The organism is Pseudoduganella sp., assembly GCF_041914865.1.
In the GTDB taxonomy this organism is placed as follows: domain Bacteria; phylum Pseudomonadota; class Gammaproteobacteria; order Burkholderiales; family Burkholderiaceae_D; genus Rugamonas.
Map to the genome: position 1 here is coordinate 22253 of NZ_JAYSCO010000037.1, position 24619 is coordinate 46871.

General features: G+C 65.2%; 26 protein-coding genes. 15 read left to right on the forward strand and 11 right to left on the reverse strand.

What is annotated here, in order from left to right:
* The first annotated feature begins 20 nt into the window (after nucleotides 1–20).
* From ACE3TQ_RS17140 to ACE3TQ_RS17155, 4 genes are read left to right on the forward strand one after another with little or no spacing between them, the layout of a single operon-like run.
* Entirely contained in the window at nucleotides 21–1178 is a 1158-nt protein-coding gene (locus ACE3TQ_RS17140) for a homoserine O-acetyltransferase (RefSeq protein WP_374583498.1), read from the forward strand.
* Complete coding sequence (gene metW / locus ACE3TQ_RS17145) at nucleotides 1175–1783, forward strand: methionine biosynthesis protein MetW (protein ID WP_374583499.1); 609 nt, start codon at nucleotides 1175–1177, stop codon at nucleotides 1781–1783. Before ACE3TQ_RS17140 ends, metW begins: the two co-directional genes overlap by 4 nt.
* Complete coding sequence (locus ACE3TQ_RS17150; RefSeq protein WP_374583500.1) at nucleotides 1780–2676, forward strand: M48 family metallopeptidase; 897 nt, start codon at nucleotides 1780–1782, stop codon at nucleotides 2674–2676. Before metW ends, ACE3TQ_RS17150 begins: the two co-directional genes overlap by 4 nt.
* A 1-nt stretch (nucleotide 2677) precedes the next feature.
* Nucleotides 2678–3586, forward strand: a complete 909-nt coding sequence (locus ACE3TQ_RS17155; RefSeq protein WP_374583501.1) for a pseudouridine synthase — start codon at nucleotides 2678–2680, stop codon at nucleotides 3584–3586.
* Here the strand turns inward: ACE3TQ_RS17155 and ACE3TQ_RS17160 are convergent.
* Complete coding sequence (locus ACE3TQ_RS17160) at nucleotides 3583–4599, reverse strand: S41 family peptidase (RefSeq protein ID WP_374583502.1); 1017 nt, start codon at nucleotides 4597–4599, stop codon at nucleotides 3583–3585. The two genes, ACE3TQ_RS17155 and ACE3TQ_RS17160, sit on opposite strands and share 4 nt — an antisense overlap.
* 45 nt (nucleotides 4600–4644) lie before the next feature.
* A complete protein-coding gene (locus tag ACE3TQ_RS17165; protein ID WP_374583503.1) occupies nucleotides 4645–5667 on the reverse strand; it encodes an AraC family transcriptional regulator in 1023 nt (340 codons plus the stop codon).
* Between the two features lie 91 nt (nucleotides 5668–5758).
* Here ACE3TQ_RS17165 and ACE3TQ_RS17170 point away from each other — a divergent pair, with 91 nt between their 5' ends.
* Nucleotides 5759–6736, forward strand: a complete 978-nt coding sequence (locus ACE3TQ_RS17170) for a 2Fe-2S iron-sulfur cluster-binding protein (RefSeq protein WP_374583504.1) — start codon at nucleotides 5759–5761, stop codon at nucleotides 6734–6736.
* A complete protein-coding gene (locus ACE3TQ_RS17175) occupies nucleotides 6733–7893 on the forward strand; it encodes an alkane 1-monooxygenase (RefSeq protein ID WP_374583505.1) in 1161 nt (386 codons plus the stop codon). Before ACE3TQ_RS17170 ends, ACE3TQ_RS17175 begins: the two co-directional genes overlap by 4 nt.
* Here the strand turns inward: ACE3TQ_RS17175 and ACE3TQ_RS17180 are convergent.
* The 5 genes from ACE3TQ_RS17180 to ACE3TQ_RS17200 form a co-directional block, all read right to left on the reverse strand.
* Entirely contained in the window at nucleotides 7862–8563 is a 702-nt protein-coding gene (locus ACE3TQ_RS17180; protein WP_374583506.1) for a hypothetical protein, read from the reverse strand. The two genes, ACE3TQ_RS17175 and ACE3TQ_RS17180, sit on opposite strands and share 32 nt — an antisense overlap.
* A gap of 80 nt (nucleotides 8564–8643) precedes the next feature.
* Nucleotides 8644–9045 carry a hypothetical protein gene (locus ACE3TQ_RS17185; protein WP_374583507.1) on the reverse strand — a complete coding sequence of 134 codons (402 nt, stop codon included), beginning with the start codon at nucleotides 9043–9045 and terminating at the stop codon, nucleotides 8644–8646.
* Nucleotides 9046–9047: 2 nt separating this feature from the next.
* The gene (locus ACE3TQ_RS17190; RefSeq protein ID WP_374583508.1) at nucleotides 9048–9788 is read right to left on the reverse strand and encodes a DUF4386 domain-containing protein; all 741 of its coding nucleotides are present in this window, start codon (nucleotides 9786–9788) and stop codon (nucleotides 9048–9050) included.
* 72 nt (nucleotides 9789–9860) lie between these two features.
* Nucleotides 9861–10253, reverse strand: a complete 393-nt coding sequence (locus tag ACE3TQ_RS17195; RefSeq protein ID WP_374583509.1) for a YcxB family protein — start codon at nucleotides 10251–10253, stop codon at nucleotides 9861–9863.
* Nucleotides 10250–11020 carry an exodeoxyribonuclease III gene (locus tag ACE3TQ_RS17200; protein ID WP_374583510.1) on the reverse strand — a complete coding sequence of 257 codons (771 nt, stop codon included), beginning with the start codon at nucleotides 11018–11020 and terminating at the stop codon, nucleotides 10250–10252. The genes ACE3TQ_RS17195 and ACE3TQ_RS17200 overlap by 4 nt, the downstream gene beginning before the upstream one ends.
* A 48-nt stretch (nucleotides 11021–11068) precedes the next feature.
* On the opposite strand from ACE3TQ_RS17200, the gene pyrE reads away from it, so the two are divergent.
* The 3 genes from pyrE (at nucleotide 11069) to ACE3TQ_RS17215 (ending at nucleotide 13083) form a co-directional block, all read left to right on the forward strand.
* Nucleotides 11069–11725: an orotate phosphoribosyltransferase gene (gene pyrE, locus ACE3TQ_RS17205; protein ID WP_374583511.1), complete on the forward strand. Its 657-nt coding sequence runs from the start codon at nucleotides 11069–11071 to the stop codon at nucleotides 11723–11725.
* A gap of 73 nt (nucleotides 11726–11798) precedes the next feature.
* Nucleotides 11799–12173 (forward strand): hypothetical protein, encoded by a 375-nt coding sequence (locus ACE3TQ_RS17210; protein ID WP_374583512.1) that lies wholly within the window; start codon nucleotides 11799–11801, stop codon nucleotides 12171–12173.
* 4 nt (nucleotides 12174–12177) lie between these two features.
* Nucleotides 12178–13083, forward strand: a complete 906-nt coding sequence (locus ACE3TQ_RS17215) for an alpha/beta fold hydrolase (RefSeq protein WP_374583513.1) — start codon at nucleotides 12178–12180, stop codon at nucleotides 13081–13083.
* Between the two features lie 247 nt (nucleotides 13084–13330).
* On the opposite strand, the gene gatB is transcribed toward ACE3TQ_RS17215, so the two are convergent.
* From gatB to gatC, 3 genes are all read right to left on the reverse strand, one after another.
* Entirely contained in the window at nucleotides 13331–14791 is a 1461-nt protein-coding gene (gene gatB, locus ACE3TQ_RS17220; RefSeq protein WP_374583514.1) for an Asp-tRNA(Asn)/Glu-tRNA(Gln) amidotransferase subunit GatB, read from the reverse strand.
* Nucleotides 14792–14890: 99 nt separating this feature from the next.
* Nucleotides 14891–16366, reverse strand: coding sequence for an Asp-tRNA(Asn)/Glu-tRNA(Gln) amidotransferase subunit GatA (gatA, locus tag ACE3TQ_RS17225; RefSeq protein WP_374583515.1), 1476 nt, complete (start codon nucleotides 16364–16366; stop codon nucleotides 14891–14893).
* Between the two features lie 80 nt (nucleotides 16367–16446).
* Complete coding sequence (gene gatC / locus ACE3TQ_RS17230; protein ID WP_374583516.1) at nucleotides 16447–16746, reverse strand: Asp-tRNA(Asn)/Glu-tRNA(Gln) amidotransferase subunit GatC; 300 nt, start codon at nucleotides 16744–16746, stop codon at nucleotides 16447–16449.
* Nucleotides 16747–16985: 239 nt separating this feature from the next.
* On the opposite strand from gatC, the gene ACE3TQ_RS17235 reads away from it, so the two are divergent.
* Genes ACE3TQ_RS17235 through ACE3TQ_RS17260 form a run of 6 tightly spaced genes read left to right on the forward strand, consistent with a single transcriptional unit; the run spans nucleotide 16986 to nucleotide 23925 of the window.
* Nucleotides 16986–18029 (forward strand): rod shape-determining protein, encoded by a 1044-nt coding sequence (locus ACE3TQ_RS17235; RefSeq protein WP_028102363.1) that lies wholly within the window; start codon nucleotides 16986–16988, stop codon nucleotides 18027–18029.
* 46 nt (nucleotides 18030–18075) lie between these two features.
* Nucleotides 18076–19200, forward strand: a complete 1125-nt coding sequence (gene mreC, locus ACE3TQ_RS17240) for a rod shape-determining protein MreC (protein WP_374583517.1) — start codon at nucleotides 18076–18078, stop codon at nucleotides 19198–19200.
* Nucleotides 19197–19709, forward strand: coding sequence for a rod shape-determining protein MreD (gene mreD, locus ACE3TQ_RS17245; protein ID WP_374583518.1), 513 nt, complete (start codon nucleotides 19197–19199; stop codon nucleotides 19707–19709). The genes mreC and mreD overlap by 4 nt, the downstream gene beginning before the upstream one ends.
* A 2-nt stretch (nucleotides 19710–19711) precedes the next feature.
* Entirely contained in the window at nucleotides 19712–21784 is a 2073-nt protein-coding gene (gene mrdA, locus ACE3TQ_RS17250; protein ID WP_374583519.1) for a penicillin-binding protein 2, read from the forward strand.
* A gap of 9 nt (nucleotides 21785–21793) precedes the next feature.
* Nucleotides 21794–22909 (forward strand): rod shape-determining protein RodA, encoded by a 1116-nt coding sequence (gene rodA, locus ACE3TQ_RS17255; protein WP_374583520.1) that lies wholly within the window; start codon nucleotides 21794–21796, stop codon nucleotides 22907–22909.
* Nucleotides 22906–23925, forward strand: a complete 1020-nt coding sequence (locus tag ACE3TQ_RS17260) for a septal ring lytic transglycosylase RlpA family protein (RefSeq protein WP_374583521.1) — start codon at nucleotides 22906–22908, stop codon at nucleotides 23923–23925. Before rodA ends, ACE3TQ_RS17260 begins: the two co-directional genes overlap by 4 nt.
* On the opposite strand, the gene ACE3TQ_RS17265 is transcribed toward ACE3TQ_RS17260, so the two are convergent.
* Nucleotides 23912–24610 carry an SPOR domain-containing protein gene (locus ACE3TQ_RS17265; protein WP_374583522.1) on the reverse strand — a complete coding sequence of 233 codons (699 nt, stop codon included), beginning with the start codon at nucleotides 24608–24610 and terminating at the stop codon, nucleotides 23912–23914. The two genes, ACE3TQ_RS17260 and ACE3TQ_RS17265, sit on opposite strands and share 14 nt — an antisense overlap.
* Between the last annotated feature and the right edge of the window lie 9 nt (nucleotides 24611–24619).

Here is a 24619-nt window from a genome sequence, read left to right on the forward strand (position 1 = left end):
TTTTTACAAACCGGATTCACATGCCTTCGATTGGAATCGTCTCGCCGCAGACCATGCATTTTGCGGAACCCCTTCAGCTACAGAGCGGAGCGTCCCTGCGCGACTATATGCTGATGTACGAGACCTATGGCACGCTGAATGCGGACAAGTCGAATGCGGTGCTGGTCTGCCACGCGCTGAACGCCTCGCACCACGTGGCCGGCTATTACGCCGACAATCCGAAGAACGTGGGCTGGTGGGACAATATGGTGGGTCCCGGCAAGCCGCTCGACACCGACAAGTTCTTCGTCATCGGCATTAACAACCTGGGTTCCTGCTTCGGTTCCACCGGGCCGATGCACATCAACCCGGAAACCGGCAAGCAATACGGCGCCGCCTTCCCGGTGGTGACGGTGGAAGACTGGGTGGCGGCGCAGGCGCGCCTGGCCGACCAGCTGGGCATCCAGCAGTTCGCCGCCGTGATGGGCGGCTCGCTGGGCGGCATGCAGGCGCTGGCCTGGTCCATCATGTATCCGGAACGCCTGCGCCACTGCCTGGTGATCGCTTCCACGCCCAAGCTGTCGGCGCAGAATATCGCCTTCAACGACGTGGCGCGCCAGGCCATCCTGTCCGACCCGGACTACCACGGCGGCGATTTTTACGAGCACAGCGCGGTGCCGAAGAACGGCCTGAAAGTGGCGCGCATGATTGGCCACATCACCTACCTGTCGGACGACGACATGGCGGAGAAGTTCGGCCGCAAGCTGCGCGATATCGCGGCCAGCGGCGGCGATTACAAGTTCGGCTTCGGCATCGATTTCGAGATCGAGTCCTACCTGCGCTACCAGGGCGACAAGTTCGCCGAGTACTTCGACGCCAACACCTACCTGCTGATCACCAAGGCGCTCGACTATTTCGACCCGGCGCGCAAGTTCGACGGCGACCTGACGAAAACGCTGGCCTGCACCAAGGCCAAGTTCTTCCTGGCGTCCTTCACCACCGACTGGCGCTTCTCGCCGGAGCGCAGCCGCGAGATCGTGCAGGCGCTGCTGGCCAACCGGCGCGAGGTCACCTACGCCGAGATCGACGCACCGCACGGCCACGACGCCTTCCTGCTTGAGGATTCGCGCTACATGAACATGGTGCGCGCCTACTACGAGCAAGTGTGGAAAGAAACGAACAAGGAACAAGCAGCATGAACTTTGCAGAACTGAGCAGCGCCCGCCCCGACCTGGCCTTCATCGCGCACTGGGTGCGCGAAGGCTCGCACGTGCTCGACGTGGGCTGCGGCGACGGCGTGATGATGGATTACCTGCAAAGCGACAAGCGCTGCACCGGCTACGGCCTGGAACTTGCGGATGAGCAGGTGCTGGCCTCGACCAAACGCGGCGTGCGCGTGATCCAGCAGGACTTTGAGAATGGCCTGGGCATCTTCGGCGACAATTCCTTCGACACGGTGCTGTGCCTGTCCTCGCTGCAGATGATGAAGCACGTGGAAGACTTGCTGCGCGACATCGTGCGCGTCGGCCGTGAAGCCATCGTGTCCTTCCCCAATTTCGCCTACTGGCCGCACCGGGTGGCGCTGCTCAAGGGCCGCATGCCGGTTTCCAAATCGCTGCCGTACCAATGGTACGATACCCCTAACGTGCGTTGCGCTACCATCAAAGACTTCCAGGAACTGGCGGAAGAGGTAGGGCTGGAAGTGATCGAGTGCGTGGCGCTGGCCGAGGGCCAGACCGTCTCCGTCCTGCCCAACCTGCGCGGCGACTTGGCCGTGTTCCGCCTGCGTAAGAGGACATCATGAAATTCAAGCACACTATCTTGGCAATGTCGCTGGCGCTGGCCGCCGGCGCCCCGGCAGCCCAGCCGCAGCAGGCGCCGATGAACCCGAATGCCGACGGCATCCCCGTCACCAAGCTGTCGCGCCTGCGCGCGTTTTCCGATGAGCAGTCGGTCAACGAGCAATCGCGCCTGCAATACGGCCAGTTGCTGTCGGAGGCGCAGAAAAAGAATGCGCTGGTGCCGGATACCCACCCGCAAGTGAAACGCCTGCGCGCCATCGCGGCCCGCATCACGCCGCACGCGGCGCGCTGGAATCCCGGCTCGGCCAACTGGAAGTGGGAAGTCAACCTGCTCAATTCGGACCAGGTCAATGCCTTCTGCATGCCGGGCGGCCGTATCGCCTTTTACACCGGCATCCTGTCCAAGCTGAACCTGAACGACGACGAAGTGGCCATGATCATGGGCCATGAGATCGCGCACGCATTGCGCGAACATGCGCGCAAGCGCATGGGCCAGTCGCAGGTCACGTCTATCTTTGCGCGGCTGGGCGGCGCCGTGGTGTCGCACTATACGGGCTGGGACCCGCAGCTGGTGGGGGCGGGCGCCAACGCGGTCGGGCAGGGCGTCCTGCTGAAATTCTCGCGCGGCGACGAGGCGGAGTCCGATATGGTCGGCATCGACCTGGCGGCGCGCGCCGGCTACGATCCGCGCGCCGGCATTTCGCTGTGGCAGAAAATGAGCGCGATCAATTCGGCCCAGCCGCTGGAATTCCTGTCCACCCACCCGAGCGGCGAAACCCGCATCGAGGACATGCAGAAGAACATGCACCTGGTGCTACCGGTGTATGCCCGCGTGCGCGGCCTGGACGTGAACAAGCTGCCGCCGTACCAGTCGACGCCGCTGCCCAAGTCCTGACATGCCCCGCCCCAAGCAAGCCCCGAGCGCGCCGCCGTTGCCGATGCGCGACGGCGTCACGCCCAGCTACCTGTGGCTGCCGGAGGGCGACTGGCCGGACATGATCACCTTCATGTCCGCCAACTATCCCGCCGTAACGGAAGCGCAGTGGCGCGAACGCATGGCGCGCGGCGACGTGGTGGATGGCAAGGGCGTGCCGGTGCAGCCGGATTCGCGCTATGTGCGCGGCGCCCGCATCTGGTACTACCGCGAGCTGGAACACGAGTTCCATATCCCGTTTGAAGAAGAAGTGCTGCACCAGGACGAGCACATCGTGGTGGTGGACAAGCCGCACTTCCTGCCGACCATCCCGTCCGGCCGCTTCGTGAAAGAGACGCTGCTGGTGCGCGTGCGCCAGAAGCTCGGCATCGAAGACCTGGTGCCGATCCACCGCCTGGACCGCGAGACCGCCGGCCTGGTGATCTTTTCCTGCAATGCGCGCAGCCGCGGCGACTACCAGTCGCTGTTCCAGAAGCGCCTAGTGCAGAAGGAATACGAAGCGCTGGCCGGCCCGCTGCCGGGCCGCGAGTTCCCCTTCGTCTATCGCAGCCGCATGGTGGAGGGCGACAAGTTCTTCACCATGAAGGAAGAGCCGGGCGAGCCGAATTCCGAAACCATGATCGACGTGATCGAACAACGCGGCGAGCACGTGCTGTACCGCCTGTGGCCGCACACCGGCCGCCAGCATCAGCTGCGCGTGCACCTGTCCGCGCTTGGCATCCCCATCGTGAACGACGTCTTCTACCCGGTCGCCCTGCCGTGCAAGCAGGACGACGTCTCCGCGCCCCTCAAGCTGCTGGCAAAAGCCATCGGCTTCCCCGATCCGCTGAGCGGGGAGTGGCGCTACTTCGAGAGCAAGCGCGCGCTTTAACGCGCCGCCACCCTGGCCTTGCAGGCGGGCGATTGCGCGGCGGCCCATTCGGCGGCCTGCCGCACGGCGTCCTGCGCCGGCGCCGCGACGTCGGGCGCCAGCTTGCCGCGTATGACTGGCTGGTCGCCAAAGGCGTAGCGCTCGGTCGTGAGCAGGAGCAGGGCATTGTCCGGCATCGCTACCGGTAGGTTGCCGGTCGTCATGCCGTAGGTCGGCGCGCCGAAGCTGCGCGAGCGGCCCGGCTCGCCCTGCAGGGCGATGGCAAGCATCTCGCCGGCGCTGGCCGTGGCGTTGGCGTAGACCACACCGTAAGGCAGGCCGCGGAAACGCTCCAGCGCATTGGGCGGCACCTTGCCCACGCGTTTCTTGAAATTGCGGATGGTCGCCGGATTGGCGATCTGCTGGCGGTTGTTGTGGCGGTCGACGAAGCGCGCCGAGTTCTGCGCGGTAAAGAGCGGCTCCAGCACCAGCAGCGGCGGCCAGGCATTGCCGCCGGTCTGGCCGCTCAGGTCGACCACCAGCGCGCAGCTGCGTTCCAGCCCTTTGGCTTCTGCGATCCCGCGCTGCATGGCCGCGATGTATTCGCGCATCGCTTTGGCGTCGGAGGTGCTGATGGCGGGCGGGTTGATGACCAGCGCGGTGCCGTGCTGCGTGTCGATGACGCGCACCTGGCTCGGGATCACGTCCAGCGGCGGCACCGAACGTTCGGCGTGCTGGGTCACTTCGCGCGACCAGAGCATGGTATGGCCATCCGAGTCGATGGTGTCCAGCATGTCGTTGATGACACGGTATAGCTGCTTGCGGTCGAAAGCCGGCGCGTCGCCGGCAAGGAAGCCTTGTACGCGCTGCTTCGCTGCGTCGTAGTCGGCCTGCCTGGCGGGCAGCAGGGCCCTTGCTTCAACCTGTTCGATGGTCTTGGCGGCCAGCTCTTTTGCGAGCGCGGCATCGATGGTGGCGTTGCCGGCGTGGGCCAGGGATGTGCTGAGGAGGAGTGCTGCGAGGAGTTTTTGCATGGCGCGATTCTACCGGGCGGCAGGACCCTGGAAACTCTCCAATGCTCACTGCGCCGCGCGGCCGGCATAGGCCGAAGGCGGCACGCCTTCCCAGCGCTTGAAGGCGCGGCGGAAGTTGGCGATCTCGGTGTAGCCCAGCGCATAGGCGATTTCCTGCACGCCCAGCTTGCCCGCCTTCAGGTACTCGCAGGCGAGGCGGTGCCGCACCTGGTCCAGCAACTGCTGGAAGGACGTGCCTTCTTCCTGCAGGCGCCGGTGCAGCGTACGCGGGGTGCAGTTGAACAGGCGCGCGGTGACCTGCAGCGAAGGGAACTGGCCGGGGTTTTCCAGCATGGTGCGGCGGATGCGTGCCGACAGCGATTCCGGCTGGCGCAGGCGGTCGAACTCGCGCTGGCAAATGGCGGCCGCTTCGGAAAAGGTGGTGGGGTCGGCCAGCTTGAGCGGCTGGTCCGCCACGGCCAGGGGCAGTTCGAAGCCGGTCCAGGTTTGGCCATAGCGCACCTCACACTGGAACAGGTCGCGCGCCAGCGCCGCATACGGCGGTTCTGCAAAGTCGAAACTGGCCAGCGTGGTGTGGCGCGCGCCGGCGATGAAGTCGACCAGGTTTTTCACCGTCAGCGTCACCGCTTCCATCACCAGCGCATCGATGCTGCCCAGCGGCGCCGCCCGGTCGATGCGGATGCGCAGCCTGCCTGCGCTGCCGCTGCCGGATTCGCTATGGCTGATCGCCACCAGCGGGGTGCGCAGGGCGACAAAGCGGTCCAGCATGTCGGCGGTCTGGCGCAGGGTGGCGCTGCTCATGGCGGCCAGGCCAAGCACGCCGTGGGTGTTGATCGGCAGGCGGGCGCCGACCAGCAGGCCGATGGCCGGTTCGCCGCTGATGCCCACGCCATCCTCCAGCAAGGCGCGGTAGGCGGGGAAGGGCAGGGCCAGCGTGGTGTCGCTCAGCTGGTCGGGGCACAGCTGGTGGCGCGCCAGCCAGGCCCCGACGTCGGCGCCGCAGCTGGCCAGCTGGTCGGCCACCTGGCGCAGGTAGTAGATGGGGAATTGGGGCGCGTGCGTCGGCATGCCCAGATTGTCAATAAATGACCCCTGCTTGTCAATTGCGGCCCTGCTGCGCCGCGCGGGCGCGGCCTAGACTGGGGCCATGTTTACCTTCATGCGAAAAAAGCGCCCGCTGACGGCGCACATCAACGGCCGCGCCATCGGCGTCGAACCGAAAGAGACCCTGCTGCAGGCGGCGTTGCGCGCCGGCGTGGACTTTCCGCACAGCTGCCGCGTGGGCAGTTGCACCAGCTGCAAATGCCGCCTGCTGGCGGGCCAGGTGAAGGAACTGACCGATGCCGCCTATGTGCTGGGGGATGCGGCGGGCTGCATCCTGGCCTGCCAGAGCGTGCCGCTGACCGACGTGACGGTGGAGGTGGAGTCGGCGCGCGCCATGGCCCAGCGCGAGGTGGGCGGACGCGTGGTCGGCCAGCGCCGCCTGACGCACGACATCACGGAACTCTCGATCCAGCTGGACGATACGCTGCATTACAAGGCTGGCCAGTTCGCCGACCTGTCGCTGGAGGCGCTGCCCGGCGTGCGGCGCAGCTATTCCTTCGCCACGCCGATGCGGCCCGACAGCCAGGTGGTCTTTTACATCCGCCGCGTGGCCGGTGGCCAGCTGTCGTCGCTGGTGAACGACGCGCCGCTGCTGGGCCGGCGCGTGCGCGTGCACGGCCCGGCGGGCAACTTCTGGCTGCGGCCCGGACTGGACCCGGCGCTGATGGTGGCCGGCGGCAGCGGCCTGGGGCCCATCCTCGCCATGCTGCGCCAGGCGCTGGACGACCGCGCCGCGCCGCCAGTCACGCTGCTGTTCGGCGTGCGCGCGCAGCACGACCTGTATGCGCAGGAAGAGATCCGCGCGCTGGCCGCTGCCTGGCCGGCGCCGTTCCGCTACCAGCCGGTGGTGAGCGCCGAGCGCGGCATGCTGGTGCATGCGGCAGGGGCGGCGCTGGCGGCCGATACGCGCGCCTACCTGTGCGGCCCGCCCGGCATGGTGGACAGCGCGGCCGAACGTTTGCAGGCGCACGGCCTGGCCGCCAGCCGCATCCACGCCGACCGATTCCTAACCCAACAAGAACTGGCACGATGAATACCTTCCATTACCTGAAATACTTCCTGTTCCACCTGGTCGGCTTGTTTGCCGCCGTGAACCTGCTGGCGGGTGGCAGTTGGATCGGCTATGGCCTGCTGGCGGTGCTGGCGCTGTACGTGCTGGGCGATATCGTGGGCGGCGACGACACCAGCACGCCGCGCTTGCGCGCCGGGTGGCTGCTGACGGCGCAGCTCTGGCTGGCGCTGCCCCTGCTGGCGCTGATCGTGTTCATCTCCACCTGGTCGGTGTGCAGCGGCGACCCGCTCGGCTTCGGCGCCTGGGTGGCGCAGGCCAGCGGCTACGATGTGCTGGCGGCGCGCGCCGCCACGTCGGACTGGCAGCGCATCGCCGCCGTGCTGCAGACCGGGCTGATGATCGGCATGATCGGCACCATTCCCGGCCACGAACTGACGCACCGCACGCAGGACCCGCTGTCGATGCTGGTGGGGCGCTGGCTGCTGGCGTTCAGTTTCGACACGGCATTCGCGATCGAGCACGTGTACGGGCACCACCGCTATGTATCGACCACGCTCGACCCGGCCACGGCGCCGCGCGGGCGCAATGTGTACTGGCATATCCTGCTGTCCACGGTGCGCGGCAATATCAGCGCGTGGCAGATCGAAGCGCGCCGCCTGGCGCGGCGCGGGCACGCCCTGTTCGGCTGGCGCAATGCCTATCTCCGCGGCATCCTGATGAGCGCGACGCTGGTGGCGCTGGCCTGGGCCATGGGCGGCGCGCGCGCATCCTTGTACTTCTCGCTGTGCGCCCTGGCCGGCAAGGCCATGCTGGAGATTGTGAACTACATGGAGCACTACGGCCTGGTGCGCGACCCGCACACCCCGGTGCAGCCGCGCCACTCGTGGAACACCAACCGCCGCGTCAGTTCCTGGGCCATGTTCAACCTGACGCGCCATTCGCACCACCACGCCAACGCGAACGTGCATTACCAGGACCTGAACCCATTCCCCGAGGCGCCGATGATGGTGAGCGGCTACCTGGGCACCATGATGCTGACGCTGGTGCCGCCGCTCTGGCATCGCCTGATGGCGCCCAGGCTGGAGGCATGGGACCGGCTCTACGCCACCGATGCCGAACGGGCGCTGGCGCTGCAGGCGCGCCGGCTTAACCCAGCCAGTGGCGCGCCAGCAGGCTGATGGGATACCACATGCCGAATTGCGCGGCCAGCGCGATCAGCACCGCCTGGTAGGACGGGTACAGGCCGTCGGCGGCGGCTTCCTGCAGGGTGCGCGTCATGGCCGCATGGGCGATTTCGCGCAGCGACATGCCGGGCCTGGCCACGTCGGTGATGGTCTCGGCCAAGGGGATGCGCGAGGTGACTGCCCCCATCAGCCATGGCAGGGGCTTGGGCAGCCTGGCTTGCAGCTGCAGGTAGTTTTGCCATTGTTCGATGAACCTGGCCGTCAGGTTGCCGCCGGGCTGGTAGTTCACGGCGCGCAGGAAGCCTTCCAGGATGCCGCTGCCGGCACGCGCGATCAGCTCCGACTGGCTCTCCACCACGCGTGCCAGCACGCCCTGCAAGCCTAGCTTGTAGCTCAGGATGGCGGTGAGGGCGACTGCGATGACGAAGGGCAGGGCCACCAGTGCCAGCATGGGCATTGCCGCGCCTTGCCGTTGGCCCAGGCTGGTGTCGACGAAAACGGCGACGCCCAGGGCATTGACGGCGAGCGCAGCCAGCACCGCCAGTGCCGCGCGCAGCAAGCCGGCGCCGGTGCCGCGCGCTACGCTGGCGGCCAGTTGTTTGGCGAGCGCCAGCTTGTCGGTGCCGGCGCTGCTTTCGATGGTTGGTTGCTGGACTTGATTCATGGCCTGCGTGAAGTTGTTTAAATGGCTGGCATTTTATGCAACTTTCACCCCGGCCGGCGCACGATGCGCCGTGTGCGGCGTTAGTGCGACGGGGCGGACTTGGGGCTGTAGCTGGTACCGGGCGGCGTCCAGAACAGCGGGCCTTTCGGCGAGATCTGCAGGTTGTCGGCCAGGCCCTGTTTTTTCAGCTCGCGGCGCAGGCCTTCCACACCGTCTTCGCTTTCGATGATGAAGGCCTCGTCGATCACGTCGCCGTAATGGCGGTTGGTGGTTTCGGTGGCCAGGTCGACCAGGTCGCCGTCGGCCTCGATGCTCCACAGGTGCACATCCTCATCTTCGGCGAAGGTCTTGAAGCGCCAGGTGCCTTTCTCCGTCTGCACGAACTGGATCGTGTCGAACTGCTCGTCGGTGGCTTCGGATTCTTCGTCGTTGATATAGCTGCTCTTGATGGTCAGCAGGAAGAGGACTAGTACAGATTTCATTTTCAGTTCCGGGCGGTTTTTACCCCCGTATTATAGGCTTCCGCGGGCTGCACCGGCTCGCGCGCGCCCATGATGCAGAGCCAGAGGCAGGTGCCGATCTCGCCCAGCGAGGCGGGGATGGAGAGCAGGCCGGCTCCCGGCAGGGCGGCGAAATTGGCGTGCAGGATGTGGCCGAAGGCTTCCAGCGCATAGCCCGCGCTGCCCACCATCAGCAGGATGCCCAGGAAGCGCGGCAGGATGCCGGACTTGTACACCAGGTAGCCGAATGGCCCCAGCCACAGGCTCCAGAACACCTGGTTCAGGATCATGCCCTTGCTGTACGCCTTGAGCGACAGCATGACCTGCTGCGCCAGCACGTCCGGCGCCAAGCCGCGCAGGTAGTCGGCGCCGCTGACCAGGTTCAGCACCTCCATCCGGTGGCCGACGTTGGCGAAGGAGAGCGGCACGCTGGCCACCGCCAGCGCCACCATCACGGTGGCGGCGCCGCGCCCATAAGGGCTGAGGAGTTTGTAGAGCACCAGCGGCAGCAGCAGGAACGCCAGGTAGCACAGCAGGCTGGCCGCAATCCCGGCGCGGAACAGGCCTTCGCTGGCGCGGATGTTGGCCATGGCGGCGGCGGGATCGCTGCCGATTTTCAGCTGCGACGGCACATACATCAGGGCGAAGATGCCGGCGACGACGACAACCAGGTACAGCAGGCCGGCGGTGCGCGCCAGGCGCTTGGTGGGCAAATCCTGCGGCATGGTCTTTTCCTTGTATTTTTGAAAAGAGTACCGAGGATGGCATAACTTGCCGGCCGGGGCAAGGAAGTCCGGTCAGGCTGGTGCGGCCAGTTCGTTTTCGCGGCGGCGGACCAGGCTATCGAGCAATGCGGCCTGTTGCGGCGTCAGGCTGCGGAAGGGGAGGGGCATGGCGCCGCGTGCTTCGGCCACCAGGTAGCCGGGCTGGTAGCGATGGATGGCAGTGACATCGCGCCATGGAAGCACGAGCTTCTTTTCGCCCGTGGTGCGCACGATGCCTTCTTCGTCGATGGCGAAATGGCAGACCGGCATGCGGTGCTTCTTGATCGCGAACATGACCGTGCCGACGATGCCGATCAGCAGGCGCACCGGCCAGGCCAGTCGCGCCTGGGCCGCCTCCTTCGCGGCATGCGCCTGCACAAAGCTCAGGTATTCCTTCAGTGTGTAGGAAACCGTGAAAGCAATCATGGGTGGTAGTCGATGATCAGCGGCGCGTGGTCGGAGAACTTCACGTCCTTGTAGATCGACACGGCGTGCGCCTTGGCGGCGATGCCTGGGGTGGCGACGTGGTAATCGATGCGCCAGCCCACGTTCTTGGCATAGGCCTGGCCGCGGTTGGACCACCAGGTGTACTGCTCTTCGCGCGGGTCGAGGCCGCGGTGCACGTCGACATAGCCCACTTCGTCGAACAGCTTGGTCATCCAGGCGCGTTCCTCCGGCAGGAAGCCGGAGTTCTTCAGGTTGCCCTTCCAGTTTTTCAGGTCGATCTCTTTGTGGGCGATGTTCCAGTCGCCGCAGATCACGAACTCGCGGCCTTCGTCGCGCAGCTGCTGCAGGTGCGGCAGGAACAGGTCCATGAAGCGGAACTTGGCCTGCTGGCGTTCTTCCGACGAGGAGCCGGATGGGCAGTACACCGAAATCACGGTCAGGTTGCCGAAGTCGGCGCGCACATAGCGGCCTTCGGCATCGAATTCAGGGCTGCCAAAGCCGATCAGCACGCGGTCCGGCGCCACCTTGCTGTAGATGCCGGTGCCGGAATAGCCCTTCTTCTCCGCATAGTGGAAGTGGCCGTGGTAGCCGTGCGGGTTGAGGAATTCCTCCGTCATGTCCGCTGCCTGCGCTTTCAGTTCCTGCACGCAGATGATGTCGGCGTCGATCGTGCCCATCCAGTTGAAAAAGCCCTTCTTGGCGGCGGAGCGGATACCGTTCAGGTTCGCGGAAATGATTTTTGGCATAGGTGTTCCGGTTAAAATACTGGCACTTTGAACAAAGATGGGTGCACTATGAGCAATTTGAGGCAAGAGTTTATCGCGTTTTCCGTACAGGCGGGAGTGCTGAAATTCGGCGAGTTTACGACCAAAGCAGGGCGCCAATCGCCCTATTTCTTCAACGCCGGCCTGTTCCACGATGGCGCGACGCTGGCCCGGCTGGCCGACTTCTACGCCCAGACCCTGCTGGACTCCGGCGTCGAATTCGACATGCTGTTCGGCCCGGCCTACAAGGGCATCACCCTGGCATCCGCGACGTCGATGGCGCTGGCGGGCAAGGGCCGCAACACCTCTTTCGCCTACAACCGCAAGGAAGCCAAGGACCACGGCGAAGGCGGCACCCTGGTCGGCGCCAAGCTGGCTGGCAAGGTTGTCATCATTGACGATGTGATCTCGGCCGGCACCTCGGTGCGCGAGTCGGTGGAAATGATCCGCAACGCCGGCGCCGAGCCGTGCGCGGTGCTGATCGCGCTGGACCGCATGGAGCGCGGCGGCAAGGATGGCCAGATGTCCGAGCTGTCGGCGGTGCAGGAAGTGAGCAAGAACTACGGCATCCCGGTGATCTCGATCGGCAACCTTTCCGACCTGTTCACCTACCTGTCGGCCGACCCGTCGCTTGCACAATACAAGGACGCGGTAGCCGCTTACCGCAGCAAGTACGGCGTCGAGTAAACGTGACTGGCGGCGGCGCCGCCTTGTGCTAGACTGGTGATTGCTTCCTTACAACATTAAAACGAGGAAAGTAATGAACATTGCAACGCTCAAGGTGTACGGCGACGAAGCCGCCGTCGCGGACGTGCGGGACGGGCTGCCCAGCGAGCCCGATAGCGACTGGAAGAAGGGCGACGTCAGCCCGACCGGCCGCACCCGCATCGACCACGGCTTCTACGCCACGCTGGGCACCGACCCCAACCCGGATGCCCTGATGCGCCAGGTGCGCGCCTATCTGCACGAATGCCAGGCGCGCGGCATCAACTTCGACGTGGCGCCGATCCAGGCGGAGCTGCGCATTGCTTTCGTTTCCCCGGCTCCCGAGCAGGGCGCTGCCACCCTCGATTTCACGCTGGCCGACCTCACCCTGTTGCTGGAGATGGGGATTGCGCTGAGCATCTCTTCCTGACCGCATGAACCGATTCTCCGAAGACCGCTTCGCCACCTTCAAAGGCCGCCACGGCGCGCAACGCAAGATCCACATCTGGGAACCGGAGCAGGCGCCGGCCGGCGTGCTGCTGGCGATCCATGGCGGCCTGGCGCATGCGGGCGATTATGTGACGCCGGCGCTGTACTTCAAGCAGCACCGTTTTGCCACTGTGGCCTTCGACCTGTGCGGGCATGAGAATGCGCGGCGGGTGGATATCCCGGACTTCGAGGTCTTCCTGGAGGAGGTGGAGCTGTTCCTGCATTGGGTCAAGCAGCACTTCCCGAACGTGCCGGTGTTTATCATGGGCCATTCGATGGGTTCCCTGATTGCCACCCGCTTCGGGCTGCAGCGCCTGCAGCGCGATCCGCTGGTGCGGGGCTTTGTGCTGTCGTCGCCGTATTACGTGAATGCGATCAAGGTGCCGGCGCTGCTGGAGAAAATGTCGGGCGTGCTGGCGCGCCTGGCGCCGACCATGAAGGTGCCGATGGCGCCGATGACGGATGTGCTGACGCACGATAAGGCGATCACGGCGCGCCATCATCGCGATGAGGCGGATGGGGTGCGGGCGAGCGAGTGCACGGTGCGCTTTGGCGTGGCGCTGCAGAATGCGCAGAAGGGGCTGGCTGAGTTGATGCCGACCTGGCGCTGGCCGTTATACGCGGTGGTGGCGGGGGACGACAAGCTGGCGGACCCGAAGGCGACGCTGGATTTGCTGGCGATGATCGATCCTAAGCTGCTGGAGTGCCATGTGCAGCATGAGAACTATCACGAGAACTTCAATGAGGTGAATCGTGAGGAGATCTTTGCGGATATCCTGCGGTGGATGTGCGGGCGGTTGCAGGCGAACCCGGTAAACCGGGGTCTGACACAAGTGTCAGACCCTGTATGATCTCGCGGGCGCGGGGGGGGTTTAGGCCTTTGATTTTCGCCGAAGATCAACAGCGCACACCCAACACCATCAACTAAACCCGGTAAACCGGGGTCTGACACAAGTGTCAGACCCTGTATGATCTCGCGGGCGCGGGGTTGGGTTTAGGCCTTTGATTTTCGCCGACGATCAACAGCGCACACCCAACACTACCAGCCTCTGAACAGACGGGGTCTGACCCTGCGGGTCAGACCCCGGTTTCCCGGGTTTAAGAAGCCAGCTTCTTCTTCAGCAGTTCGGTCAGCTGGGCCGGGTTGGCCTTGCCCTTGGAAGCCTTCATCGCCTGGCCGATCAGCGCGTTGATCGCCGCTTCCTTACCCGCGCGATACTGCTCAACCGACTTCTCGTTATTGGCGATCACTTCGTTGACGATGGCTTCCAGCGCGCCGGTATCGGAAATCTGCTTCAGCCCCTTCTGCTCGATGATCACATCGACCAGGTTCGGGTCTTCCGACTTGGCTTCCCACATCGCGCCGAAGACTTCCTTCGCGATCTTGTTGGAGATGGTGCCGTCGGCGATGCGCTTCAGCATGCCGGCCAGCTGCGCAGGCAGCACCGGCGCCTCGGTGATCTCCACGCCTTCGCGGTTCAGGGTCGACGACACATCGCCCATCAGCCAGTTGGCGGCAGCCTTGGCGTTCTCCTTGCCGGCTGCGGCCACGACGGCCTCGAAGTAGGTCGCCATGCCCTTGGACGCGGTCAGCACCAGCGAATCGTATTCCGGCAGCTTGTACTCCTCCACGAAGCGCGCGCGCATCACGCCCGGCAGTTCCGGCATGGACGCCTTCACGCGCTCGATCCAGTCGGCGCCGATGGTCAGCGGCGGCAGGTCCGGATCAGGGAAGTAGCGGTAATCCTGCGCATCTTCCTTGGAACGCATTTCGCGCGTGACCTTCTTGTCCGGATCGTACAGGCGGGTCGCCTGCACCACCTTGCCGCCGTCTTCGATCAGCTCGATCTGGCGCGCCACCTCCACGTGCACCGCTTCCTCGATGAAGCGGAAGGAGTTCAGGTTCTTGATCTCGCAGCGGGTGCCGAATTCCTTCTGGCCCTTCGGACGCACCGACACGTTGATGTCGCAGCGGAAGGAGCCTTCCTGCATATTGCCGTCGCAGATGCCCAGCCACATGACCAGGCCGTGCAGCGCCTTGCAGTACGCCACGGCTTCCGCCGCCGAGCGGATTTCCGGCTCGGACACGATTTCCAGCAGCGGGGTACCGGCGCGGTTCAGGTCAATGCCCGACATGCCATGGTAATCCTCGTGCAGCGACTTGCCGGCGTCCTCTTCCAGGTGGGCGCGGGTCAGGTTCACGGTCTTGGTGACGAACTGGCCATCCTTCTCGTAGCCGAAAGTCAGCTGGCCGCCTTGCACCACCGGGTCTTCGAACTGCGAGATCTGGTAGCCCTTCGGCAGGTCGGGGTAGAAGTAGTTCTTGCGGGCGAAGATCGACTGCGGCGCCACTTTCGCGCCCACAGCCAGGCCGAAGCGGATCGCGCGGTCGACCGCCTGCTTGTTCATCACAGGCAGCACGCCCGGCAGCGCCAGGTCAACCGGGCTAGCCTGGGTATTTGGTTCGGCGCCGAACTTGGTCGGCGAGCCGCTGAAAATTTTGGAGTCGGTAGTGAGCTGTACGTGGTTCTCAATACCAATAACGACTTCCCATTCCATGTTGTTCTCTCTTTCAAGGTCGGGGTCAGGTCTGACAATCGGACAAACTATGCGCGAAGCGCATAGTTTGTCCGATTGTCAGACCTGACCCCGAATTTCTTAGATGCCAGTCGGGGCGCGTTTGTGCCAGTCGGTTGCTTGCTGGTACTGGTGGGCCACATTCAGCAGCTTCGCTTCGGCGAAGTAGTTGCCGATGATTTGCAGGCCAACCGGGCGCTTGGCGTTCTTTTCGCCTTCGCCGAAACCGCAAGGGATCGACATGCCAGGCAGGCCGGCCAGGCTGGTGGACAGGGTGAAGATGTCGGCCAGGTAGTTCGCTACCGGGTCGTCCGCCTTCGAGCCCAGGTCCCAGGCCACGGTCGGGGCCACCGGGCCCATGATCACGTCGCACTGGCTGCCCAGCACATTGGCGAAGTCCTGCGTGATCTTGCGGCGGATCTTCTGCGCTTTCAGGTAGTAGGCGTCGTAGTAGCCGTGGCACAGGATGTAGGTGCCGACCATGATGCGGCGCTGTACTTCCGGGCCGAAACCTTCGGCGCGGCTCTTGCGGTACATGTCCTGCAGGTCTTTGTAGCCTTCGGCGCGGTGGCCGTAGCGCACGCCGTCGAAGCGCGACAGGTTGGACGAGGCTTCGGCCGGGGCGATCATGTAGTAGGCCGGGATCGACAGGGCGGTGTTGGGCAGCGAGATGTCGACCAGGGTGGCGCCCAGTTCGACGAATTTGGCCAGCGCGGCGCGCACGGCTTTCTCGACGTCGGCGGCCAGGCCTTCGCCGAAGTATTCCTTCGGTACGCCGATGCGCAGGCCGGTCAGCGGCTGGTTCAGGTCGCGCGTGTAGTCTTCGGCGGCGTTGCCTTGCTCAGCGGTCAGGCTGGTGGAGTCGCGCTCGTCGAAGCCGGTCATGGCGGACAGCAGCAGCGCGCAGTCTTCGGCGGTCTGCGCCATCGGGCCGGCCTGGTCGAGCGAGGAGGCGAAGGCGATCATGCCGAAGCGCGAGGCGCGGCCATAGGTCGGCTTGATGCCGGTGATGCCGCAGAACGCTGCCGGCTGGCGGATCGAGCCGCCGGTGTCGGTGCCGGTCACGCCGGGCGCCAGGCGCGCTGCCACGGCGGCGCCGGAGCCGCCGGAGGAGCCGCCCGGGACGGCCGTCTTGTCCCATGGGTTTTTCACGGCGCCGAAGGCCGAGTTCTCGTTGGAGGAGCCCATGGCGAATTCGTCGCAATTCAGCTTGCCCAGGTTGACCATGCCGGCGTCCTGCATTTTCTGCACCACGGTGGCGTCGAACGGGCTGACGTAGTTGGCCAGCATCTTCGAGCCGGCGGTGGAGCGCCAGCCTTTGGTGACGAAGATGTCCTTGTGCGCGATCGGCACGCCGGTCAGCGGCGTGGCGGTGCCGGCGGCGATGCGCTTGTCGGCTTCCTCGGCCTGGGCCAGGGTCAGGGCGCGGTCGACGTGCAGGAAGGCGTTCAGGTCGCTTTTCTCGATGCGGTCGAGGAAGTGCGTCGCCAGCTGGACGGCGCTGACTTCTTTCTTTTGCAGCAGCTCAGAGAGCTCTTTGATTGTTTTGTTGTGCATTCGTATTCCTTTTCATACCCGGCCGGCGGCGGCCGCGTGACGTGGGTCAGGCCCTTGGGGCTGACCCCGGTGTGCCGGGTTTAGTCGATCACCTTCGGCACCAGATACAGGCCGTCCTCAGTCTTCGGCGCCACTTTCTGGTATTCCTCGCGGCGATTCGGCTCGGTCGCCACGTCCTCGCGCAGACGCAGGGCGACCTGCATGGCGTTGGCCAGCGGGTGGGACAGCGGGGCGACACCCTCGGTGTCGACGGCCTGCATCTGCTCGGCCAGCGCGAAAATGCCATTCAGCTTGTCCAGCATATTGGCGGATTGGGCTTCGTCCATCTCCAACTGGGCCAGTTTGGCGATGCGGTTAACGTCGTTCAGTGTCAGGGACATGGATTTGTCAGAAAGATAATTTATTGAATCGGTTGCCTATCACCAGTTAAATCGCTGCTAACGCCGCATAATTCAACGGTTGCGTACACGCACAATAGAGTGGATTTAAGGCAAATATCCTGTAGATTATAAGGTACAATCGCGGGTTAATGCGTTGCTGGCGCTGAATTCCCGCCCGGCCGCATTTGACCGGATACCCCATAAAACGAATTTTGCGCATTGCGCCCTACAGGACACACATGTTTGGTTTTTTACGTCGCTATATTTCGTCTGACCTGGCCATCGACCTGGGCACGGCCAACACCCTGATTTACGTCCGCGGTTCCGGCATCGTGCTGGACGAGCCGTCGGTGGTTGCCATCCGCCAGGAAGGTGGCCCGAACGGCAAGAAAACGATCCAGGCCGTTGGTAAAGAAGCAAAACAGATGCTGGGCAAGGTGCCTGGCAACATCGAGGCGATCCGCCCGATGAAAGACGGCGTGATCGCCGACTTCACCGTCACCGAGCAGATGCTGAAGCAGTTCATCCGCATGGTGCACGACTCCAAATTCTTCCGCCCGTCGCCGCGCATCATCATTTGCGTGCCGTGCGGCTCGACCCAGGTGGAACGCCGTGCGATCCGTGAATCGGCGCTGGGCGCCGGCGCTTCGCAGGTGTACCTGATCGAAGAGCCAATGGCAGCGGCGATCGGCGCCGGCCTGCCAGTGTCCGACGCGACCGGTTCCATGGTGGTCGACATCGGCGGCGGCACCACCGAGGTGGGCATCATCTCGCTCGGCGGCATGGTGTACAAGGGCTCCGTGCGCGTGGGCGGCGACAAGTTCGACGAGGCGATCGTCAACTACATCCGCCGCAACTACGGCATGCTGATCGGCGAACAGACCGCCGAAGCGATCAAGAAGGCCATCGGCTCCGCTTTCCCTGGCTCCGAAGTCAAGGAAATGGAAGTCAAGGGCCGCAACCTGTCGGAAGGTATCCCGCGTTCCTTCACCATCTCCTCCAATGAGATCCTGGAAGCGCTGACCGATCCGCTGAACAACATCGTTTCCGCCGTGAAGAACGCGCTGGAACAGACCCCGCCTGAACTGGGCGCGGACATCGCCGAAAAAGGCATGATGCTGACCGGCGGCGGCGCGCTGCTGCGCGACCTGGACCGCCTGCTGATGGAAGAAACCGGCCTGCCGGTGCTGGTGGCTGAAGATCCGCTGACCTGCGTGGTGCGCGGCTCCGGCCTGGCGCTGGAGCGCATGGACCAGCTGGGGTCCATCTTCTCCTACGAGTAAGGTTGTGTAAAAGGGCAGCGCAAGCTGCCCTTCTTAATTGGAAGACATGGAATACAGTCCACCGCCACTGTTCAAGCAAGGCGCGTCCGCCCGTTTCAAGATGATGGTGTTCGCGTGCATTTCGATCGCGCTGCTGCTGGCCGATTCGCGCATGAATGCGCTGTCGGAGGTGCGGAAGGGCGTCGGCTTTGTCCTCACTCCCCTGCAGAAGCTTGCCTTGCTGCCGCGCGATGCGCTGTACGGCATGGGGGAATATTTCTCCACCCTGTCCAAGCTGGAAAAGCAGGTCCATGCGCTGCAACAGCAGCAGATCGCGGCGTCGCAGGCTTTGCAGCAGGCGCAGCTCTACCAGGCTGAAAACAACCAGCTGCGCAAGCTGCTGGACGCGCAGCAGCGCGTGCCGGGCAAGTCGCAACTGGCCGAAATCCTGTATGAGGCGCGCGACGTCTTCACGCGCAAGGTGATCCTGAACCGCGGCACCCAGCACGGCGTGGCGCCGGGCTTGCCGGTGATCGACAACCAGGGCGTGGTGGGGCAGGTGACGCGCGTGTTCCCGTTCACCTCCGAAGTCACGCTGCTGACCGACAAGGAGCAGGCGATTCCGGTGCAGATCCTGCGCAATGGCCTGCGTTCGGTGGCGGTCGGCCGCGGCCAGTCGGGCAACCTGGACCTGCGCTTCATGGCGCCGACGGCCGATGTGGTGGTGGGCGATATCCTGATTACCTCCGGCATCGATGGCGTGTACCCGGCCGGCCTGGCCGTGGCGCGCGTGGTGCAGGTGGAGAACAATGCCAGCGGCGCGTTCGGCCGCGTGGTGTGCGCACCGCTGGCCGGCATCGAGCGCAATACGGCGCTGCTGATCCTGATGTCGCTGCCGGAGATGCCGCCGCGCCCACCGGAAGAGGAACCGGTCACCAAACCGCCGAAGAAGAAGGGCAAGGACGCCGCCGCCGATGCCGCCGCGCCGGCTGCCGGCGCTGCCGCAGCGGGCACTCCCGCAGCGGGCGCCGCAGCTGCCGCCGGCCAGCAGCCCGCTGCCGCCCAGGCGCCCGCCGCCGCACCGCGCACGGCGCCGGCCGGCATGACGCCGACGCTTAGCCTGCCGCCCGGCACCCGCCCGGCCGCGCAAGCCGCACCCGCCGCACCCGCTCCGAAGGAGGCGACCCGATGAACCGTCCACAATACATCCTGCTGCCGGTCAGCCCGCTGTTCATCATGTTCAGCATGCTGTGCGCGGTGCTGCTCAACATGCTGCCCTGGGGCAGATTCATCGCCGCGCCGGACTTCGTGGCGCTGGCCCTGGTGTTCTGGGGCGTGCACCAGCCGCGCAAGGTGGGCATTGGCACCGCCTTCTGCCTTGGCCTGCTGATGGACGTGCACGACTCCGCCCTGCTGGGCGAGAACGCGCTGTCGTACACGCTGCTGTCCTACTTCGCCATCATGCTGCACCGCCGCATCCTGTGGTTCCGCGTCACCACCCAGATCCTGCACGTGCTGCCCTTGTTCCTGCTGGCGCAAACGGTGCAGCTGCTGGTGCGCTTCATGGTGGCCGGCAAATTCCCTGGCTGGTTCTTCTTCATCGAAAGCCTGGTCGCCGCCTTGCTGTGGCCACTGGCCACCATGCTGCTGCTGGCGCCGCAGCGCCGCGCCGTCGATAAAGACCACACCCGCCCGATCTGAGCATGACCGAGTTTAAGAATACAGAGCAAGACCTGCACCGCTTCCGCGTGCGCCTGTCCGTGCTGGGCGGGCTGGTCTTCTTTTGCTTCTCGCTGCTGCTGGCGCGCTTCATCTGGCTGCAGGTGATCAAGCACAGCGACTATATCGCCAAGGCCGAGGACAACCGCATCGCGGTGGTGCCGATCGTGCCGAACCGCGGCCTGATCCTGGACCGCAACGGCGTGGTGCTGGCGCGTAACTACTCGGCCATCACGCTGGAGCTGACCCCGTCCAAACTGGCGCAGCCGCTGGAAAGCGTGATCGACGAACTGGCCAAGCTGGTCGAGATCACGCCGAAAGACCGGCGCCGCTTCAAGAAGCTGATGGAAGAATCCAAGAGCTTCGCCAGCATCCCCCTGCGCAACCGCCTGACCGACGAGGAGGTGGCGCGCTTTGCCGCCAACCGTTTCCGCTTCCCGGGCGTGGACATCCAGGCCCGCCTGTTCCGCCAGTACCCGCTGGGCGAGGTGGCATCGCACGTGATCGGCTATATCGGCCGCATCAACCAGGCCGAAGCCAAGGCGCTGGAAGGCACCGAGTACGAAGCCAATTACAACGGCACCGAGCATATCGGCAAGGAAGGCCTGGAGAAGAGCTACGAACGCCAGCTGCACGGCATTACCGGCTACGAGGAGGTGGAAAAGACCGCCGGCGGCCGCGCCATCCGCACGCTGTCGCGCACCCCGGCCACGCCTGGCGCCAACCTGATCCTGTCGATCGATATCGAGCTGCAGAAGATCGCCGAGGATGCCTTCGGCGAGCGGCGCGGCGCGCTGGTGGCGATCGAGCCGAGTACCGGCGACGTGCTGGCCTTTGTCTCGCGCCCCGGCTACGACCCCAACCTGTTCGTGGACGGCATCGACTCGCAAAGCTGGAACGAGCTGAATACCTCGCTCGACCGGCCGCTGATGAACCGCCCGCTGTCTGGCACCTACGCGCCCGGCTCCACCTTCAAGCCCTTCATGGCGCTGGCCGCGCTGGAAACCGGCAAGCGCACCACCAGCCAGGCCATCTCCGACCCCGGCTTCTTCTACCTGGGCAGCCACAAGTTCCGCGACGACGTGGTGGGCGGCCATGGCATGGTCGACATGCGCAAGTCGATCATCGTGTCCTGCAATACCTACTACTACATCCTGGGCCGCGACATGGGCATCGATCTGATCCATGACTTCATGAAGCCGTTCGGTTTCGGCCAGCTGACCGGCATCGACCTGGAAAACGAGAAGACCGGCGTGCTGCCCTCGCAGGCATGGAAGCGCAGCCGCTTCAAGAAGAACCCGCAGGCTGGCAAATGGGTCGGCGGCGATACGATTTCCGTCTCCAACGGTTCGGGCTACAACAACTACACGCCGCTGCAGGTGGCGCACGCGGTGGCCAACCTGACCAACAACGGCGTGGTGATGAAGCCGCACCTGGTGAAGATCATCGAGGACGGCGCCACCCGCAAGCGCACCCTGACCGTGCCCAAGGAAAGCTACCGTATCCCGCTCAAGCAGGAGAACATCGACTTCATCAAGAGCGCGATGGTGGGCGTGACCAGCGAAGGCGGCGGCACTGCGACGCGCGCCTTTGCCGGCGCCGAGTACGCGGTGGGCGGCAAGACCGGCACCGCGCAGGTGGTGGCGATCAAGGCCAACGAGAAGTACAACGCCGCCAAACTCAACGAACGCCTGCGCGACAACGCCTGGTTCACCGCCTTCGCCCCGGCCGAGCAGCCGAAGATCGCGCTGGCCCTGATCGTGGAGAATGCCGGCTTCGGCGGCGCCGAGGCAGCGCCGATCGCGCGCAAGGTGCTGGATTACTGGCTGCTGGGCAAGCGGCCGAAAGAAAAGGATACGACGCCGGTGCCGAAGGAAGATGCGGTCACCGTGCCCGTGGAAGATTTACCCGCGGCCGACGTGGAGGCTGCGGCCGAGCGTCGCGCGCAGCAGCAGGGCGATGGCAGCGGCCAGGCCCCGGCGGCACCGGCCCCCGCGCCCGCCCCGGCGCCGGCCGACCAGAAGCCGCCTGCCGGCCCGCCGCGCAAGAGAGATTAAGGAGGCAGCATGCCTATCAATGAAAGGCGTTCACTGTGGCGGCGCATGCGCCCCTACGTGACCGTGTTCGACGGCCCGCTGATGCTGGTCATTACCTTCCTGCTGGCCACCAGCCTGGTGGCGCTGTATTCGGCCAGTATCGGCATTCCGGGCAAGATCGAGGACCAGCTGCGCAATATCGCCATGTCCTTTTTCGTGATGTGGCTGGTGGCCAATATCTCGCCGCAGAACATGATGCGCATTGCGCTGCCGGCCTATGTGGTCACGGTGTCGCTGCTGCTGGCGGTGGCGCTGTTCGGCACCATCAAGCTGGGCGCGCGGCGCTGGCTGAACCTGGGCTTCATCCAGATCCAGCCATCCGAATTCGCCAAGATCGCCGTGCCGCTGATGCTGGCCTGGTACTTCCAGCAGCGCCACGGCCAGCTGCGCTGGCAGGCCTACGCGCTGGGCGCCTTGCTGCTGCTGGTGCCAGTATTCCTGATCGCGCGCCAGCCCGACCTTGGCACCGCCTTGCTGGTGGTGGCGGCCGGCGGCTGCGTGATCTTCCTGGCCGGCCTGTCCTGGAAAGCCATCGGCGCCCTGTTCGCGCTGGGCGCAGCCTGCATGCCGGTGGCCTGGTCCATGATGCACGACTACCAGCGTGAGCGCGTGATGACGCTGATCGACCCCACCTCCGACCCGCTGGGCAAGGGCTTCCACATCCTGCAGTCGACCATCGCGATCGGCTCCGGCGGCATTACCGGCAAGGGCTGGACGCAGGGCACGCAGGCCCACCTGGAGTTCATCCCCGAGCGCACCACCGACTTTATCTTTGCCGTCTATTCCGAGGAGTTCGGCCTGATCGGCAACCTGGTCCTGATGGGCTTCTACCTGCTGCTGATCGGGCGCGGCCTGATGATCGCCTCCGGCGCGCCCAACCTGTTCACGCGTCTGCTGGCCGGCGCCATCACCATGATTTTCTTCACCTACGCCTTCGTCAATATGGGCATGGTGAGCGGCATCCTGCCGGTGGTGGGCGTGCCGCTGCCGTTCATGAGCTACGGCGGCACCGCGCTGCTGACGCTGGGCCTGGCCTCCGGCATCCTGATGTCGATCCAGCGCCACAGAAAGCTGGTGCAGACATGAAGCGCGCCATCCGACTCCTGCCGCTGGCGGCGGCGGCCATGCTGGCAGCCTGCGGCACCACGCCCACGCCAAGCGAGAGCACGCCGCGCAAGGCGCCGGCGCCGGTGACCGCACCGCAGCAGCCGGGCATCCCGGTGCTGCCGGCCGCCAATTCCGGCCGCGGCGCCTATTACCAGGACGACGGGCCGGGCGACAACCCGCCGCCAGGCCTGCTGGAGATGCCCGACGCGGAAGTGCGCAACGACCCGCTGCGCCCCGGCTCCAACAAGCCCTACGTGGTATTCGGCAAAACCTACAAGCCGATCCCGCTCGGCTCGGACTTCAGGCAGCGCGGCCTGGGCACCTGGTACGGCAAGAAATTCCACGGCCAGCGTACTTCGTCCGGCGAGATCTACGATATGTACAAGATGACGGCGGCGCACCCGACGCTGCCGATCCCGTCCTACGCGCGCGTGACCAATACGGGCAACGGCAAGTCGGTCGTGGTGCGCATCAATGACCGCGGACCGTTCCACTCGACGCGCGTGATCGACGTCTCCTACACCGCGGCGCTGAAGCTTGGCCTGCTGGTCAACGGCAGCACCCAGCTGGAAGTGGTGCACCTGAAACCGGAAGAGATCGAACGCATGATCGCCGCCCGCAAGCAGGGCGATGGCGCGCCCGCCGCCGTGGCTGCGGCCCCGCCCCCCCCGGCCGGCCAGCCGCAGGCCATGCCCAAAGCCGCGCCGATGCTGGCGTCCTCCGACGGTGAGAATGACGCGCGCGCCATGCTGGCCGGCGGCGCACCCGCGCCGGGCTTCTACCTGCAGCTGGGGTCCTACTCGCGCGAAGACGGCGCCGATGGTTTGCGCAAGCGCCTGGAGTCGACGGATGCGGGTCTCAAGCTCGATGTGGAGCAGGCCGGCAAGTTCTACCGCCTGTTTGCCGGCCCCTATGCCACCCGCGACGAGGCGCAGGCAGCGGGCAAGGCGCTGCCATCGAGCCTGAAGCTGAAGCCTATCGTTATCGAGCGTTAGTGCAGGAACGGGTTTCCTGTTCGGGGAACCTGGCCACGATCTTGGCGATGCGCGCCTTGGTCTCCTCGCTGATATCGCGGAACTGGTAGATCAGCTGTTTGCTGCCGGTGTAGCGCGGCGCCACGCGCGCGCTTTGCACGCCCTGCTTGTTGAGCGCCGCCAGCTGCGCCTGCGCCGCCGCCTCGGTGCGGAACACGCCCAGCGAAATACCCCAGCGCAGCGGCGAGCTGTCGTTCATCACGAAGAAATTGGTGATGCCCAGGTTGCGCAGTTCATCGGCTTTCTTGTCGGCCGCCGCGCGGCTGCCCTGCGGCGGGATATGCACGATATAGCTGGAGATTTCCTGGCCCGGCAGGTTGCGGCGCTGCTGGCGGTCGCCCAGGGCCAGCGGCGCCAGGCGCTCCTCGAACTTGCGCGCATCGGCCAGCACGAAATTGCCGGCCTCCAGGCAAGCGATGGCCGGCGGCTCGTCGCGCGGCACCGGCGCCGGCGGCGGCGGGTTGACCGCAGCGGCAACCGCTTCCGCCTTGCTGGCGCTGATCAGCTGCAGCTTGTCCGCGTTCTGCTGCTTTTGCAGGCGCGCCGGTTCATGCTCATTGCCGCTGAACTGGCCGAGGTAGCCCTTGCCGTAGGCGAACAGCACGGCATTGGCAGCGACCAGCAGGGCGAAAATCAGTTTCAGCACAGGTACTCC

What these genes read in the sequence shown, in the direction of transcription:
- ACE3TQ_RS17140 (WP_374583498.1), top strand. Translation starts at nt 21, where the DNA reads ATGCCTTCGATTGGAATCGTCTCGCCGCAGACCATGCATTTTGCGGAA.
- metW (WP_374583499.1), top strand. Translation starts at nt 1,175, where the DNA reads ATGAACTTTGCAGAACTGAGCAGCGCCCGCCCCGACCTGGCCTTCATC.
- ACE3TQ_RS17150 (WP_374583500.1), top strand. Translation starts at nt 1,780, where the DNA reads ATGAAATTCAAGCACACTATCTTGGCAATGTCGCTGGCGCTGGCCGCC.
- ACE3TQ_RS17155 (WP_374583501.1), top strand. Translation starts at nt 2,678, where the DNA reads ATGCCCCGCCCCAAGCAAGCCCCGAGCGCGCCGCCGTTGCCGATGCGC.
- ACE3TQ_RS17160 (WP_374583502.1), bottom strand. Translation starts at nt 4,599, where the DNA reads ATGCAAAAACTCCTCGCAGCACTCCTCCTCAGCACATCCCTGGCCCAC.
- ACE3TQ_RS17165 (WP_374583503.1), bottom strand. Translation starts at nt 5,667, where the DNA reads ATGCCGACGCACGCGCCCCAATTCCCCATCTACTACCTGCGCCAGGTG.
- ACE3TQ_RS17170 (WP_374583504.1), top strand. Translation starts at nt 5,759, where the DNA reads ATGCGAAAAAAGCGCCCGCTGACGGCGCACATCAACGGCCGCGCCATC.
- ACE3TQ_RS17175 (WP_374583505.1), top strand. Translation starts at nt 6,733, where the DNA reads ATGAATACCTTCCATTACCTGAAATACTTCCTGTTCCACCTGGTCGGC.
- ACE3TQ_RS17180 (WP_374583506.1), bottom strand. Translation starts at nt 8,563, where the DNA reads ATGAATCAAGTCCAGCAACCAACCATCGAAAGCAGCGCCGGCACCGAC.
- ACE3TQ_RS17185 (WP_374583507.1), bottom strand. Translation starts at nt 9,045, where the DNA reads ATGAAATCTGTACTAGTCCTCTTCCTGCTGACCATCAAGAGCAGCTAT.
- ACE3TQ_RS17190 (WP_374583508.1), bottom strand. Translation starts at nt 9,788, where the DNA reads ATGCCGCAGGATTTGCCCACCAAGCGCCTGGCGCGCACCGCCGGCCTG.
- ACE3TQ_RS17195 (WP_374583509.1), bottom strand. Translation starts at nt 10,253, where the DNA reads ATGATTGCTTTCACGGTTTCCTACACACTGAAGGAATACCTGAGCTTT.
- ACE3TQ_RS17200 (WP_374583510.1), bottom strand. Translation starts at nt 11,020, where the DNA reads ATGCCAAAAATCATTTCCGCGAACCTGAACGGTATCCGCTCCGCCGCC.
- pyrE (WP_374583511.1), top strand. Translation starts at nt 11,069, where the DNA reads ATGAGCAATTTGAGGCAAGAGTTTATCGCGTTTTCCGTACAGGCGGGA.
- ACE3TQ_RS17210 (WP_374583512.1), top strand. Translation starts at nt 11,799, where the DNA reads ATGAACATTGCAACGCTCAAGGTGTACGGCGACGAAGCCGCCGTCGCG.
- ACE3TQ_RS17215 (WP_374583513.1), top strand. Translation starts at nt 12,178, where the DNA reads ATGAACCGATTCTCCGAAGACCGCTTCGCCACCTTCAAAGGCCGCCAC.
- gatB (WP_374583514.1), bottom strand. Translation starts at nt 14,791, where the DNA reads ATGGAATGGGAAGTCGTTATTGGTATTGAGAACCACGTACAGCTCACT.
- gatA (WP_374583515.1), bottom strand. Translation starts at nt 16,366, where the DNA reads ATGCACAACAAAACAATCAAAGAGCTCTCTGAGCTGCTGCAAAAGAAA.
- gatC (WP_374583516.1), bottom strand. Translation starts at nt 16,746, where the DNA reads ATGTCCCTGACACTGAACGACGTTAACCGCATCGCCAAACTGGCCCAG.
- ACE3TQ_RS17235 (WP_028102363.1), top strand. Translation starts at nt 16,986, where the DNA reads ATGTTTGGTTTTTTACGTCGCTATATTTCGTCTGACCTGGCCATCGAC.
- mreC (WP_374583517.1), top strand. Translation starts at nt 18,076, where the DNA reads ATGGAATACAGTCCACCGCCACTGTTCAAGCAAGGCGCGTCCGCCCGT.
- mreD (WP_374583518.1), top strand. Translation starts at nt 19,197, where the DNA reads ATGAACCGTCCACAATACATCCTGCTGCCGGTCAGCCCGCTGTTCATC.
- mrdA (WP_374583519.1), top strand. Translation starts at nt 19,712, where the DNA reads ATGACCGAGTTTAAGAATACAGAGCAAGACCTGCACCGCTTCCGCGTG.
- rodA (WP_374583520.1), top strand. Translation starts at nt 21,794, where the DNA reads ATGCCTATCAATGAAAGGCGTTCACTGTGGCGGCGCATGCGCCCCTAC.
- ACE3TQ_RS17260 (WP_374583521.1), top strand. Translation starts at nt 22,906, where the DNA reads ATGAAGCGCGCCATCCGACTCCTGCCGCTGGCGGCGGCGGCCATGCTG.